We start from the raw sequence: 13,643 nt of genomic DNA on the forward strand, positions 1-13,643 counted from the left end.
TTCGCAAAGGTAGAAGTCATGGGTGACAAACATCTGTCGAGCCAGTTCGATCTGGAACTGAGCGGTATCTCGACCCGCGTGCTGGAAATGGGCGGCCTGGTGGAATCGCAGGTCGAGCTGGCCGTGTCGGCGCTGACCTCCTTCGACGGCGAAGCGGCATCGCGCGTGCTGGTGGCCGAAGAACGGGTCAACCAGATGGAAGTCGAGATCGACCAAGACCTCTCGGCCATCATCGCCCTGCGTCAACCGACGGCCCGCGATCTGCGCCTGCTGATCGCCATCTCCAAGACCATCGGCAACCTCGAGCGCGTCGGCGACGAGGCGGCCCGCATCGCCCGCACCGTGCACCGCCTGATCAATACGGGTGTGTTCAGCCGCCTGCGCCTGCCGGTCGGTGACATCTCCTTCGAAGCCGAGCTGGCCACGGCCTCGCTGCGCAAGGCGCTCGACGCTTTTGCGCGCCTGGACACCGTGCAAGCCCTCGAAGTGATCAAGCAGGACAATCAGATCGACCAAGAGTTCGACGGCCTGATGCGCAAGCTCATCACCTACATGATGGAAGACCCGCGCACCATCTCGGCCTCCATCGACCTGGTGTTCGTGGCCAAGGCCATCGAGCGCGTCGGTGACCACGCCAAGAACCTGGCCGAGCAAATCATCTACATCGTCAAGGGCACGGACATCCGGCACAACCCGCTGGATCAGATTGAATCCGTGGCCTTGAAAGACTGAACTCCATAGAGAAGAAGCACAGCATGTCGAGGATTCTTGTCGTCGAGGACGAGTCGGCCATCGCCGAACTTATCTCCATCAATTTGCGCCACTCCGGGTTTGAAGTGACCCTGGCCAGCAGCGCAGACCAGGCTCAATACGAAGTGGACCGGGTGCTGCCCGATCTGGTCGTTCTGGACTGGATGCTGCCGGGCCAGAGCGGCCTGGCCCTGGCCCGCCAATGGCGCGGCCAACAGCGCACCAAGGACCTGCCCATCATCATGCTGACCGCCCGCGCCGAGGAGACCGACAAGGTCTCGGGTCTGGACGCTGGTGCCGATGACTACCTGACCAAGCCCTTCTCCACCAACGAACTGCTGGCGCGCATCCGTGCAGTGCTGCGCCGCAAGGCGCCTGAGGCGCTCGATTCGGTGGTGGTGATCGCAGGCCTGAGCCTGGATCCAGGCACGCGCCGCGTCAGCCGTGAAGGCGCCGAAGTCAAGCTGGGCCCGACCGAGTTCCGCCTGCTGCACTTCTTCATGAGCCACCCCGAACGAGTCCACAGCCGTTCGCAGCTGCTCGACCGGGTCTGGGGCGACCATGTCTTCATCGAAGAGCGCACCGTCGACGTGCATGTCAAGCGCTTGCGTGAGGCCCTGGAGCGCGTGCAATGCGCCCGCATGATCGAAACCGTGCGCGGTGCCGGCTACCGGCTCTCGCAACAAGCCCAGCCCGTTTCCGTCTGAGCCAGGGAGCTTCATGACCGTCATCGGTTTTCTGCCCCGCCTGGCCCTGGTGGGCCTGATCGTGATCGCCGGTGACTTGGTCGGCCGTGCCCTCGGTACCTTGGTCGGCTACAGCCAGATCGGCGAATGGTTCGGTGTGTTGGCCGCGGTGGTGGCCCTGCTGCTGATCGACACCTTGCGCATCCGCCGCCTGATGCAGTGGCTGCGCGAGAAGCATCCAGGCGAGGCGCCGCGCGGCAGTGGCTACTGGGGGGACTTGGCCTATTTGATCGAACGGGCGCTGCGCAAGCGCGACCGGGCGATCGCCCAGGAAAAGCTGCAACTGCAGCAGTTTCTCTCGGCCATCGAAGCTTCGCCCAATGGCGTGCTGATGCTGGACGCGCACGACCACATGACCTGGTGCAACCGCATGGCGGCTGACCATTTCTCGCTCGACCCCCAGCGCGATCTGCAGCAACGCATCACCAACCTGGTTCGCTATCCGAGCTTCGTCAGCTACTTACAGGCAGGCCGTTTCAACGAGCCCTTGCTGCTGGCCAGCAGTCGCGGCCCCGGCACCTTGTCGGTGATCGTGCGGCCCTACGGCGAAGGCTTGCGCCTGGTGCTGACTCAGGACGTGACCGAGCGCGAACGCGCCGAGTCCATGCGGCGCGATTTTGTGGCCAATGTCTCGCACGAAATTCGCACGCCACTGACCGTACTCAGCGGCTTCATCGAGACCATGAGCTCGCTGCCCCTGAGTGAGGCCGAACGGCGGCGCGTGCTGGTTTTGATGGGCCATCAAACCGAGCGCATGCTGGGTTTGGTCAGCGACTTGCTGACCCTGGCCCAGTTGGAAGGCAGCCCGCGCCCCGGAGCCGACCGCTGGCTGGAGCTGGCGCCGCTGCTCAAGCGAGTGGAGGCCGATGCCAATGCCTTGTCAGGGGGGCGCCATCGCATCAAAGTTGAAGCTGACATGTCAATTCAACTGGCCGGCATTGAGGCCGAGCTGCTCAGTGCCATCAGCAATCTCCTCAGCAATGCGGTCCGCTACACGCCGGAGGGCGGTGACATCGAACTGAGCTGGCGCCGCCTGCCCGAAGGCGGCGGCCAGATCTGTGTGCAGGACAGCGGCCCCGGCATTGCCAAGGAACATTGGCCGCGCTTGACCGAACGCTTCTATCGCGTCGACGGCAGTCGCTCGCGCGACACCGGTGGCACCGGGCTGGGCTTGTCCATCGTCAAGCATGTGATGCAGCGCCATGGCGGCGAGTTGCAGGTCTTCAGCGAAGTTGGCAAGGGCAGCCGATTCAGCCTGCTATTGCCTCCAGCGCGGGTGCGCGACAACGCTGCACAAGACGCGCTCTAACGGGCCGGCACGGCCTGCCTTGCCCTGCTGGCTTCGCAGTGGGGCCCTTCGCTGACGGACCCTTGTAGGATGGCGCCTTGCTCTGGTGCGGCCGCAGTGGCGGCTGTCCACCAGACGCCCTCTTCTGAGTTCTTGCCCACGGGTGTTTGTCCGTGTTGCGCGGCCCCGGGTCAGAACTCACATCGAAACCGTCACTGAGGATTGCCTTGAAACTCGTCACCTGGAATGTCAACTCCCTGGCCGTGCGCCTGCCTCAGGTGCTGGACTGGCTGGCCGCCAACCCGGTCGAAGCCTTGGTGCTGCAAGAGACCAAGCTGACCGATGACAAGTTCCCGTTCGCGGAGATCGAAGCGGCTGGCTATCAAGTGCAATGGTTCGGCCAGAAAACGTACAACGGCGTGGCCTTGATCAGCCGCAGCCCGGCGCTGGACGTGGTGAAGAACCTGCCCGGCTTTGAGGACCCTCAGGCTCGAGTCATCACCGGGACGGTCGACGGTGTGCGCTGCATCGGCGCCTATTTCCCCAACGGGCAGGCACCCGACAGCGAGAAGTTTGTCTACAAGATGGCCTGGCTGGAAGCTCTGCGCCGCTTCGTCGCTGATGAACTACAGCGCCACCCGAAGCTGGTGCTCATGGGTGACTACAACATCGCCCCCGAGGACCGCGACGTCTACGATCCGGTGGCATGGGCCGGCCAGATCCACTGCACGCCCGAAGAGCGCGCGCACTTCCAGGGCCTGCTGGACCTGCAGATGGTGGACGCCTTCCGCCTGTTCGAGCAGGCGCCCAAAAGCTGGAGCTGGTGGGATTACCGCAACCTGGCTTTCCGCAAGAACCAAGGCTTGCGCATCGACCACATTCTGGTCAGCGCCGCGCTGCGCAGCCAGGTTACCGCCTGCAGCATCGACCGTGCGCCCCGCAAGAATGAACGGCCGAGCGACCATGCACCGGTCTGGGTTGAGCTGAGCTGAGCTGAGCTGAGCTGAGCTGAAAAGCGCGCAGCCAGCGACGGGGTGTTGCTGGCCCGGGCGACGTTTCGGACGCGCTGGCTCGTCCTGTCAGCTTTGCCACACGGACTTGGCCTTGCCGCCGGAGCCTCGGGTACCCAAGTCTGAGCGGATCCGTTATAAGAAACGGGTGGCGTGCGACATGCGGCCGAGCCCTGTTCATGTGCGCCTTGAGCGTGATAAACATCGCAGATCCAAATGAATACCAGTCTGTAGAATTGGTATTTAGTTGGTTTTAGTGTTTTCAGCTCATCACTGCTTTCGGCCCCGGGCCGGCAAGGACTCCACTTGAACAGTTCAGCGCTCGTTTCCGCACGTCCGGCCCTGCTCCCATCGCAGAAAAAGCCGCATCGCCACGGCCCGAAGCGCGCGCCAGGCTTCACCCTGATCGAGTTGATGATCACTGTGGTAGTACTCGGGGTCCTTGCCGCCATCGCCCTGCCCTCCTACACCAGCTTTGTGAACAAGAGCCGAGCCAAGAGCGCCAGCGCCGACCTCGCTGCCCTGGCTCTCAATATGGAGAATCGATACCAACTGCAGTTGGTCTACCCGGTCAACGCAGCCGGCACCGTGGCCAGCACGACGACCTTCCCGGCCTGGGCGCCCACGCAGTCGAGCTATTTCAACTACACCCTGGTCAGCACCACCAGCAGCTACACCTTGACGGCCACCGGCAAGAGCAGCTTGGCCGGCTGCGTGCTGACGCTCAACAACAGCAACACGCGGACGGCCAGCAGCAGCTGCGGATTCACGAGCTGGTGATGAAGCTGCACCCGTTCTTCCCTGGTGCTCAGAGCGGCGTCTCGCTGATCGAGATGATGGTCACGGTGGCCATCATGATGATGCTGGCCCTGGCCGCAGCGCCCTTCACCTCGTCCTGGGGCAGCCAGGCCTCGGTGCGACAGACCCAGACCCTGCTCATGCAGGGCATGAGCCAGCTTAAGGCCCTTGCCTTGCGCAATCCATCGGCCAGCAGTGCGACGGCAGCAGCCGTGCTGGTGGCCGTGCCGGGCCAGCTTTGCGTGCGTCAAGGCATCCCGGCCGCGCTCGATTGCAGCGCGGTCAGTTGGACCTCGACCCCGCCCGCCAGCATCAAGCTGAACAACGCCACGCGCCAGTGCGTGGCCCTGGACAGCAGCGGCTCGCCGGTGGCCGCCACGGTGGGCGCCACGGTTTGCGGAACTGCGCTCAGTTTCGAAGTCAGCAAAGGCACGGAGACCAGCAGTGGCACGCTCAACTGAGGCGCAACGCCGGCGCCCACTCGCGGGCCAACGCGGAGATGCCTTGGTCGAGGCGCTGATCGCCATGGTCCTGCTCGGCGTGATCGGCCTGGGGCTCGTCTACGCCCTGGGCCGCGCCATGGTGGCTCAGAAGTATCAGAAGGGCCAGAGCCTGGCCATACAGGGCATTCGCGCCGACCTGCAGAACGCTGGCGTGGCCAATGGCTGCCCTGCTGCGGGTGCCAGCACGGTCAGCAGCAATCTGACTCTGGGCACCAATTTACAAGTGACGGGCGTCCAGAAGACTTGCACGATCGCTGCCGTGACCGTGACCCTCAACGGTGTGGCCAAATCCGCCAGCCTGCCGGTGGTGAAGTACGCCGCCGACGCCGAAACCCTGTTCGGCCCCGGCGTCCTGACCGTCAGCAACTGAGGCCGACCGTGTCTGCTTCTGCACCGTTTTTTGGCCATGCCTCGATCTCCAAGCCCGGCTCTTTTCACCAGACCGGAGTGAGCCTGATCAGCCTGATGGTCGGCATGGTGATCTCGCTGATCGCCGTACTCGGCGCGCTGGCCCTGTACCGCAGCACCACGCAAAGCCTTTACGGCGACGGCGGACTGGTGCGCAATTCCATCCAGGACGGCCAGCTCGCCACCGGGCTGCTGAGCGCGCAGATCGCGCTGCAAGGTGCAGGCTACGGCATTGCCGGCCCCAGCAGCGGCAGCCATCTGCTGCTGATCAGCAGCGCGGTGCTCAACACCAGCACCGGTCGGCTGAACGGCAGCGTCGTCAACCTGAGCAGCGCGGCCCAAAGCGGCAATGCCATTGTCTGGGTGCAGAACCCCAATCTGAGCGCCAACAGCAGCGCCTACACCTGCACAGCCCTGCTGTCCGACAGCGGCAGCAAGGCCTTCTATCTGCTGCAGTCCAGCACCAACTGCCACCCCTTGGCCAGCAACTGGAAGACCATCAGCTGGACCAGCCGGGCCCTGGTCGAAGGCCAGGTGATGAGCAAAGCCATCGCCCTCAGTGCCCGCAATGCCAGCAATTGCTGGCCCTATGGCGCCGTGCCCGAGACCATCAGCAAGCTGACAGCGCCGGCCGCCTCGGTCAGCGTGACCCTGAACTACAGCTCCAGCGTCAGCGGCAGCAGCAACACCTACACCAGCTGCCTGGCCAATCTGATTTCTTGAAGCTCAAACACCATGGCCTCCCGCCCCTTTTCCAAGCAATCAGGTTCCACTTGCCTGCGCTCCGGGCGCTCGCAACGCGGCGTGTCCTCGGTGCTCTTCATGCTGCTGAGCGGCTTGTCGCTGGGTGCGATGGTGTTCGGTGGCATCTACTATGTGCGCAGCCTGCAGGTGCAGTCGGTCACCGTCCACGCGCTGACCCAGGCACAGCTGAAGGCCTGGAGCGGCACCGAGGCGGTGCGCCAGTATCTATTCCAACTCGGTGCAACGGATGCAGCCAAGCTGAGCGCCAACCAGACGGTCAGCTTCGCCGGCGTGAGCGGCATCTCGGCCACGGTCACCGATGTGCTGGCCGCCGACAGCGTCAACTGCGGCGGCGGCACCCGCGTCGGCTTCAACATCACCGGCAGCAGTGGCGGCGCCAACGCCTTGCTGGCGGCCACCTTCTGCGCCAAGGGCAGCCCTGGCGGCGGCGGCACGGGGGGGCGCGGTGCCGCAGTCAGTATCAAAGGCAATCTCGATATCAGCGGTGACCTGAATGTGCTTGGAGACGCCAAAACCAAGATCGTCGTCGATGGCAAGGTGACTGGCGCCGGCAGCCTGAACGGCATTTCCAACCTTTACGCCTCGGGCGACATCAGCCTGGGCGGCGCCACCAGCATTGCCACCTTGTTCTCTGAAGGCAATATTGCGCTGAGCGGCAGCGGCAGCTACAGCAGTGTCCAGGCCATGGGGAATGTCGCGCTGACGGGTGGCGTCAGCGTGGGCAGTCTCAAGAGCAACGGGACGGTCAGCCTGCTCGACAACAGCGTCACCGATTTGTCAGCCATCGGCAATGTCAGTCTGGGCAATGGGGCCTTGATTGCCACCCTCAAGACCCGCGGGAATGTCACGGCGGTCAATTCCGAGATCAGTGGCTCGGCACAGGTTCAAGGCAACTACAGCGAATCAAGTGCCGGCAAGGTCAATGCGGGAAACTATGGCGGAAGCTTGAACGTACCGGCCTGGAACAGCGACGTGAAGCTCAGCCGGGTGGCTGGCCTCAATGTGGCCATCACGGCACTTACGGCGGGCACGATCAGCTTGCCGTCATTCGATGCCTATGCTTACCAAAGCAGTGCTAACTACGCGTTTGAACGTGTTGGAAGTGACACCAAGGTCACGATCAAGAACGTCAGCAGCATCCCCGACGGCGTGTATTTTTTGGTGGGAAGCGGCAGCAATCAGGACTATGTCTGCAGCGGCAAAAGCTACAGCGTGGCCTCTTGCCCGGCCAAAATCTGCAATGGCAACAGCCCAGAGAACAGTTGCTTCAGCTACAGCGCCGGCAAATGGACATTGGCGGGCACCACCATGGCGCCTGGCATCGTTTGGTTCAAGGGCGATTTCATGGCCGGCTCGGGCACGTACTACAACAGCTGGGTCGCGACAGGCAACGTTGAAACTGGGGGCGACAACGTCAGCTACGCAGCCAACTACGCCGGCTACAGCCAGCTCTGCACCAACAGCAGTTTCCCCAATCTCGCACCCAAGAACTTCTGCAAAGCCGGCAGCAGCACGCTGCTGACCGTGGGCGCCGGCAATATTGCCTTCGGTGCCGGAGGGCTGGTCGGCAGCAGCTACAGCGGTGGCAAGATCAAGCTCAGCGCCTCCATCCATGTTTACGGCGATGTGCTGGCCGGTGACATCCTGGAAACCGGCGGCAGCACCACGGTGCACGGCTATATCTCGGCCGCCCGCACCGGAAGCAACGCCGGCAACAGCATCATCGGCGCCAGCACCAAGATCGATCTGAGCAACCTCCCCTCCACCTTCAAACCGGGCGAGAGCGCGGTCACGCCGGCCGCGGCCAACAGCGCCAATCTGCTGTGGTCGCGCTACCGCTGAGCGCCTGACTCGGCCTGCTCTGCGGCCAGTGCCGCCGCTTCACGCAGCTTGTCCTTCTTGCTCTTGCGCCGGCCCTTGATGCCGCCGTTCTGGCTCAGAGCCAGCTCTTGAGTCTCGCTCAAGGGGCTGGCGGCAAAACCTGCCACCTCTTCGCGGACCACGCGCTGGCCCTGCCGTTTCTCGATCAGGCGGAAATGGGCCTCAGCACTCGCAGGCACGAAACTCACCGCCAGGCCGGTCTCGCCGGCACGGCCGGTGCGACCGATGCGGTGGGTGTAGTCAGCGGGTGAACGTGGCAGGTCGTAGTTGACCACCACCGGCAGCTCGGCGATGTCCAGGCCGCGCGCGGCCACATCGGTGGCCACCAACACCTGGATCTCGCCGCTGCGCAGCGCCGCCAGCACCTGGCTGCGCGCGCCCTGACTCAGCTCGCCGTGCAGGGCGGCCGCCTTGAGGCCGTGGGCCCAGAGCTTGTCCGAGACATGCTCGGTGGCATAGCGGGTGGCCACGAACACCAGCGCCCGGCTCCAGCCCGCCTCGGTCTGCAGCAGATGGCGCAGCAAGGGCGTGCGGCGACTTTCGTCAACGCGGATGGCCCGCTGCACGATGGCAGCGCTGCGTTGCGGTTCGGGCGCGATCTCGATGCGCTGCGGTTCGTGCAGCAAGCCTTCGGCCAGGCCTTGCACGGCCTTGGGGAAGGTGGCGGAGAAAAACAAACTCTGACGACGTGCCGGCAGCAGGGCCAGGATGCGCTGCAGCTCCTCGGCGAAGCCGAGGTCCAAGAGGCGGTCTGCCTCGTCGAGCACCAGCATTTCCACGCTGCGCAGGTCCAGCGCGTTATGGTCGATCAGGTCGAGCAAGCGACCCGGAGTGGCAACCATGATGTCGCAGCCGCCGCGCAAGGCCATCATCTGCGGGTTGATCGACACGCCGCCAAAGGCCTGGGCAATCTTCAAGCGAACGGGCAATGCCTGCGCGAACTCGCTGAGTACGCCGCCCACCTGCGCCACCAGCTCGCGCGTGGGCAGTAAGAGCAAAGCCTGTACCGAACGAGTCCCGCCCTGGGGCGCGCGCACCCGCTGCAGCAAGGGCAGGCCATAGGCTGCCGTCTTGCCGGAGCCGGTCTGAGCCAGGCCCAGCACATCCTGTCCGGCCAGGATCACCGGAATGGCCGCAGCCTGGATCGGCGTGGGAGCGTGGTAGCCCTGGTCGCGAACGGCACGAACGAGAGCGGGCGACAGGCCCAGCGTGGCAAACGACATCAGCAAGGCCTGACCATGAGAGAGTGGGCTGCGATTTTACGGCCGCCGACGCGGCTTTATGGTTCGAACAGCAAAGACTGTTCGGCCGCCCATTGACCCCGCGCGCGGGCCTCAATCAAGAGCAAGCGCTGCTTGCTCGCCAGACCGCCGTGGGCCGAGAACCCACCCTGCCCGGCGCCGGCAGCCAGCACCCGATGGCAGGGCACGATGGGTGCGAACGGGTTCTGCCCTTCGGCCTGCCCGACCGCACGCGCCGCACCGGTTTGCCCCAAGCGGGCGGCAATCTCGCCATAGGTGAGCGTCTGGCCGACCGGAATCTGCCGCGTCAAGGCCAGCACCTGTCGATGAAAGTCTGGCACAGCGCTGTCATCGAGCTGTACCAGCAGCAGCTCCTCATGGTCGGTCGTCTCGCCGGCCAGCAAACGCTGCACGGCCTGCACGGCAGCGTCGATGGCCGGCGGCAGTACCTGTGTCTCATGGCCGTTCGGAAAGCGCTGCCTCAGGCGATCACGCGTCAGCGCTGCGCTGGCCTCAGGCAACTGGCTGCCGCAGACCCCCTTCTCACTCCAGGCAATTCCACAGGGGCCGAAGGCGGTGTCATAGCAATGCAGCCAAAGCATGAGTCCAGACCCTCGGTCGGTCAGTTCGCAGAAGCTGTGGACGCGCAAGCCGTTGCTGCGGCCATTTCTGCAGCCTTCTCAGCGGCCTGTTCCGCCATGTGCGCGGCAATGGCCTGTCGCGCCTGCGTGGCCAGCTCGGCCACGGCACGTGGCGCCATGCTCTTGTATTGGTGATCGGACCAGATCTGGCGCCAGCGCCGCGAGCCCGCTTGGCCGTTCCACAGGCCGACCGCGTGGCGCATGGCCTGATGCCAGTGATGGTAGGGGCCGCTGGCCACATGGCGGTCGAGATAGCCCAGCCAGGCCTGCTCGACCTGCTCGCGCGATTCGACCGGATTGGCGGCGCCGAAGAAACGGCGGTCCCAATCGACCATCTGCCAGGGCTCGTGGTAGGCCTGACGACCCACCATCACACCGTCCACATGTTGCAGCTGCTCGGCGATCTCTTCGTCCGTTTTGATGCCACCGTTGAGCACGATGGTCAGCTGCGGGAAGTCGCGCTTGAGCTGATGCACCAGCTCGTAGCGCAGTGGCGGGATCTCACGGTTCTCTTTCGGCGACAGGCCTTGCAGCCAGGCATTGCGCGCATGAACGATGAAGACCTCGCAGCCGGCCTCGGCGATCTGGCCGACGAAATCGCGCACGAAGTCGTAGCTTTCGATCTTGTCGATGCCGATGCGGTGCTTGACCGTGACCGGGATGCTGACCGCATCACGCATGGCCTTGACGCCATCAGCTACCAGGCCTGGCTCGGCCATCAGGCAGGCGCCAAAGGCACCGCGCTGCACCCGCTCGCTCGGGCAGCCGCAGTTGAGGTTGACCTCGTCATAGCCCCACTGCTCAGCCAGCTTGGCGCAGGCGGCCAGATCGGCCGGCTCCGAACCGCCAAGCTGCAAGGCGACCGGGTGCTCCTCAGGGTTGAAGTCGAGATGCCGCGCCTGATCGCCATGCAGCAGGGCGCCGGTCGTCACCATCTCGGTGTAGAGCCGGGTCTGGCGGGTCAGCAGGCGGTGGAAGGTCCGGCAATGGCGGTCGGTCCAATCGAGCATGGGGGCGACCGAGAGCCGCCAGGGGCTGATCGAGGGCGAATCGGACGGTGCCGAAGAAGCGGATGCAAAGGGGAGCGCGGTATTCACCACACGATTATCCCAAAGCCCGCTTCCCCGGCGCCAAGCGCCCTCACCTTCAGGGTGTGAAACTCACGTTCAGGTTCAGCCCCGAGTAGGCGGCGTAGGCGTACAGGCCGATATAGACCCAGCCGGCCACCGGGCTGGCGATGCTGCAGGTTTCGGTGTTGGTCGAACCATTTTTGCGGCAGCTGTAGCTGCTCAGGCTCGGCTGGCTGCCGTTCTGGGTGTAGAGATCCATATCGCCGCTGCCACCACTGCCCTTGACGATCAGATTGCGCGCGCCGCTGGGGATGGCGACCTTGTAATAGCGCCAACTGCCTTTGGCGCCGCTGAGGCCGCTGACTGTCTGGCCATTGCTGAGCACCGGCACGTTGTCGGCGCTGAGCACCAGGGGCTTGCTGAGGCTGTTGCTCTTGCCCTCGTTGTCAGTGACCGTCAGGCTGACCGTGTAGCTTCCGGCCGCGGCATAAGCGTGACTGGGGTTGGCCAACGAGCTGGTGGTGCCATCGCCAAAGTTCCAGCTGCGTGAGGCGATGCTGCCGTCGGCATCGCTGCTGCGGTCGGTGAAGCCGACGTTGAGGCCGTTGATGCTGGCGTCAAAGGCGGCCACCGGCGCCGTGCCTCCGCTGCCGTTGTTGATGTTCAGGAATACGGCACTGAAGGCACCCCAGTTGCCTGCCGCATCACGGCCGCGAACGTAGACGATGTGCTTGCCCGGGGCGAGGCCGGCGGTGTCGAGGCTGGCGCGCACGGCTTCGCTGCTGCTGTTGAAACTGCCGTCGCTGGCCTGCAGCGCACGCGCCGTGGCGCCGGCCACCCAAGGTGGGGTGTCGACGTAGGCTTCGGCCGCGGCCACGGCATGGGTCGGCTCGGCACCATTGCTGTTGTTGTAGCGGCTGTCGTCCACCGTTGCCGTCAACGCCACCTGGGTTCCAGCAGGCACGCCGCTGCTGCTGGCGTTGCCGGCCAGAGCCAGACTCAGCACATCGGGCCCTGCCGGGGTTTGATAGGGCGTGCGGACCACCTTGGCGGCATAGATCAGGGCCGGCAGATTGCCGGGCAGAACGGTGCTGTTGTAGTAGCTGCACTGCTCAAAAAATGCCGTGCCCAGCTCGAAGGTGAAGGCGGCCACGCCCAGCTCGCCATAGCTTGGCCCATCGCTGGTGCCGTCGGTTTCATAGAGGCTCAGCGAACGTTGCGGCGTGTGATTGTTCCAAAAGGCAAACTTGCGGCCGAGGGTGGCCAGTTGCTTGTCATTGCCGGCCACCACGCCATTGGTACCCCAGGGCCAGAGCAGGAGGCGGCCGTGGCTGTGGATGTCCAGATGGATGCCCGAGGTGTCCAGCGGTGCGGCATCGGCGCGGTTGGGGCCGCGACGATCGGGCCAAAGGCTGCGGATGTAAGCCTCCACCGCTTGGGTTTCCGGCTCGGATGCGGCGCTGGGCCCGCGGTAGGTCTCATTGCAGGCGCTGCCGCTGGAGCCGGCGCCATTGGTGCTGTTCCACTGGAAGCCGAAATTCCGATTCAAATCGGCGCCGCGGCTGTTGCTGGTGGCGCCGCAATAAGCGGTGTTGGTGTTCTTGCGCCAGAGCAGGCCGGCCTCGGCCTTCTTACGCCCATCGGGATTGGTAGCCAGCAGCAGGTGGATCTCGTGGTGGTCGAGGATCCAGGTCGCGTCGGCATCGACGCCGTAGCCATTGACCAGGCGCTTGGCGAACTCCAACACCAAGGGGGTCGTCGTGTATTCGCGGGCATGGATGCCGGCATTGACGAAGAGGCGCGGCTTGGTGGTTGGGCCGGCGCTGTTGCCCAGTTTGAGCACACGAAGGTCGTAGCCGCCGCTGGCGCGGGTCTTTTGCCAGCTGTCGCCGATGTCCACCCAGCGCGCCAGCTGGGGCTTGGCGGCGATCAGCGCATCGCCTTCGGTGAACACCTCATCCACCGTAGGATAGCAGCTGTAGCTCGGGATGCCGGCGAAGCTGGGCGTCAGGTCCTTGCCCAAGCTGCGGCGGCGCTCGGCCAGCTCGGCGCTTTCGCGGCTGGCTTGCGCCTGCTGCTCGCCCAGCCACTGCTCATCGACCTGCAGGCGGAAACCCAGAGCGCGCAGTTCGCGGGCCTCGCTGGCATCGGCCAGCACGACCAGGTAGCCCAGCTCGTACTTGGATTCCAGCGTGTCGAAGCGGCTGTGGGCAATGCCCTGGGCCAGACGCAGATCCTTGAAGTAGGCGCGGAATACCGTGCGCGCAGCCTCGGCTGGGAGTGCTTTGACTGCCGTAGCGGCAAAGGGCGTCTCGTGGGCCCAGGAACTGCCTGCCGGTGAGAGCAGGACACCGCTGAACATCGAGGTCAGCAGCCAGACAGAGGGGCGAAGTGCAGGCATCGGGCTTCTCCTTGGCGAACTGCCCATCCATGGGCCGTGGATGGCCAGTGTGCGCAGCCGGCTGGGCCATCGCGCACGGAGAAACCCTCAAATTGGGCCGAGTCTGTAAGGCCTTACAGGTTCAAACGTCTGAGGCCTGAA

The 13,643-nt window shown here is 64.6% G+C and carries 13 protein-coding genes; 9 read left to right on the forward strand and 4 right to left on the reverse strand.

Going from position 1 to position 13,643, the window contains the following annotated elements:
- The first annotated feature begins 18 nt into the window (after nucleotides 1-18).
- The 9 genes from phoU to ACQY39_RS15990 all read left to right on the forward strand — a co-directional run bounded on the left by phoU (nucleotide 19) and on the right by ACQY39_RS15990 (nucleotide 8,110).
- Nucleotides 19-732, forward strand: coding sequence for a phosphate signaling complex protein PhoU (gene phoU, locus ACQY39_RS15950; RefSeq protein WP_428507844.1), 714 nt, complete (start codon nucleotides 19-21; stop codon nucleotides 730-732).
- A 23-nt stretch (nucleotides 733-755) separates the two neighbouring features.
- Nucleotides 756-1,457 (forward strand): phosphate regulon transcriptional regulator PhoB, encoded by a 702-nt coding sequence (phoB, locus tag ACQY39_RS15955; protein WP_428507846.1) that lies wholly within the window; start codon nucleotides 756-758, stop codon nucleotides 1,455-1,457.
- A 13-nt stretch (nucleotides 1,458-1,470) separates the two neighbouring features.
- Nucleotides 1,471-2,805: a phosphate regulon sensor histidine kinase PhoR gene (phoR, locus tag ACQY39_RS15960; protein ID WP_428507848.1), complete on the forward strand. Its 1,335-nt coding sequence runs from the start codon at nucleotides 1,471-1,473 to the stop codon at nucleotides 2,803-2,805.
- A 206-nt stretch (nucleotides 2,806-3,011) separates the two neighbouring features.
- Nucleotides 3,012-3,776 (forward strand): exodeoxyribonuclease III, encoded by a 765-nt coding sequence (gene xth, locus ACQY39_RS15965; protein ID WP_428507850.1) that lies wholly within the window; start codon nucleotides 3,012-3,014, stop codon nucleotides 3,774-3,776.
- A gap of 324 nt (nucleotides 3,777-4,100) precedes the next feature.
- On the forward strand, nucleotides 4,101-4,574 hold the full coding sequence (locus ACQY39_RS15970; protein WP_428507852.1) for a type IV pilin protein: 474 nt from the start codon (nucleotides 4,101-4,103) through the stop codon (nucleotides 4,572-4,574).
- The gene (locus ACQY39_RS15975; protein ID WP_428507854.1) at nucleotides 4,574-5,053 is read left to right on the forward strand and encodes a pilus assembly FimT family protein; all 480 of its coding nucleotides are present in this window, start codon (nucleotides 4,574-4,576) and stop codon (nucleotides 5,051-5,053) included. Before ACQY39_RS15970 ends, ACQY39_RS15975 begins: the two co-directional genes overlap by 1 nt.
- On the forward strand, nucleotides 5,037-5,465 hold the full coding sequence (locus ACQY39_RS15980; RefSeq protein WP_428507856.1) for a type IV pilus modification PilV family protein: 429 nt from the start codon (nucleotides 5,037-5,039) through the stop codon (nucleotides 5,463-5,465). The genes ACQY39_RS15975 and ACQY39_RS15980 overlap by 17 nt, the downstream gene beginning before the upstream one ends.
- 8 nt (nucleotides 5,466-5,473) lie before the next feature.
- A complete protein-coding gene (locus ACQY39_RS15985) occupies nucleotides 5,474-6,226 on the forward strand; it encodes a PilW family protein (RefSeq protein WP_428507858.1) in 753 nt (250 codons plus the stop codon).
- Nucleotides 6,227-6,238: 12 nt separating this feature from the next.
- On the forward strand, nucleotides 6,239-8,110 hold the full coding sequence (locus tag ACQY39_RS15990) for a hypothetical protein (protein ID WP_428507860.1): 1,872 nt from the start codon (nucleotides 6,239-6,241) through the stop codon (nucleotides 8,108-8,110).
- Here ACQY39_RS15990 and ACQY39_RS15995 read toward each other — a convergent pair.
- From ACQY39_RS15995 to ACQY39_RS16010, 4 genes are all read right to left on the reverse strand, one after another.
- Nucleotides 8,101-9,372: a DEAD/DEAH box helicase gene (locus ACQY39_RS15995; RefSeq protein WP_428510854.1), complete on the reverse strand. Its 1,272-nt coding sequence runs from the start codon at nucleotides 9,370-9,372 to the stop codon at nucleotides 8,101-8,103. The genes ACQY39_RS15990 and ACQY39_RS15995 overlap by 10 nt on opposite strands.
- Before the next feature lie 56 nt (nucleotides 9,373-9,428).
- Nucleotides 9,429-9,992, reverse strand: coding sequence for a methylated-DNA--[protein]-cysteine S-methyltransferase (locus ACQY39_RS16000; protein WP_428507861.1), 564 nt, complete (start codon nucleotides 9,990-9,992; stop codon nucleotides 9,429-9,431).
- Between the two features lie 20 nt (nucleotides 9,993-10,012).
- On the reverse strand, nucleotides 10,013-11,041 hold the full coding sequence (gene dusA, locus ACQY39_RS16005; protein WP_428510856.1) for a tRNA dihydrouridine(20/20a) synthase DusA: 1,029 nt from the start codon (nucleotides 11,039-11,041) through the stop codon (nucleotides 10,013-10,015).
- 136 nt (nucleotides 11,042-11,177) lie between these two features.
- Entirely contained in the window at nucleotides 11,178-13,502 is a 2,325-nt protein-coding gene (locus ACQY39_RS16010) for a M14 family zinc carboxypeptidase (RefSeq protein ID WP_428507863.1), read from the reverse strand.
- Nucleotides 13,503-13,643 lie beyond the last annotated feature (141 nt).

It is taken from the genome of Roseateles sp. (genome assembly GCF_965262435.1).
GTDB lineage: Bacteria > Pseudomonadota > Gammaproteobacteria > Burkholderiales > Burkholderiaceae_C > Paucibacter_A.

Excerpts from the sequence above, each read along its gene's own strand:
- phoU (WP_428507844.1), top strand. The coding sequence starts at position 19 with ATGGGTGACAAACATCTGTCGAGCCAGTTCGATCTGGAACTGAGCGGT.
- ACQY39_RS16000 (WP_428507861.1), bottom strand. The coding sequence starts at position 9,992 with ATGCTTTGGCTGCATTGCTATGACACCGCCTTCGGCCCCTGTGGAATT.
- ACQY39_RS15995 (WP_428510854.1), bottom strand. The coding sequence starts at position 9,372 with ATGTCGTTTGCCACGCTGGGCCTGTCGCCCGCTCTCGTTCGTGCCGTT.
- ACQY39_RS16010 (WP_428507863.1), bottom strand. The coding sequence starts at position 13,502 with ATGCCTGCACTTCGCCCCTCTGTCTGGCTGCTGACCTCGATGTTCAGC.
- dusA (WP_428510856.1), bottom strand. The coding sequence starts at position 11,041 with ATGCTCGATTGGACCGACCGCCATTGCCGGACCTTCCACCGCCTGCTG.
- ACQY39_RS15990 (WP_428507860.1), top strand. The coding sequence starts at position 6,239 with ATGGCCTCCCGCCCCTTTTCCAAGCAATCAGGTTCCACTTGCCTGCGC.
- ACQY39_RS15975 (WP_428507854.1), top strand. The coding sequence starts at position 4,574 with ATGAAGCTGCACCCGTTCTTCCCTGGTGCTCAGAGCGGCGTCTCGCTG.
- phoB (WP_428507846.1), top strand. The coding sequence starts at position 756 with ATGTCGAGGATTCTTGTCGTCGAGGACGAGTCGGCCATCGCCGAACTT.
- phoR (WP_428507848.1), top strand. The coding sequence starts at position 1,471 with ATGACCGTCATCGGTTTTCTGCCCCGCCTGGCCCTGGTGGGCCTGATC.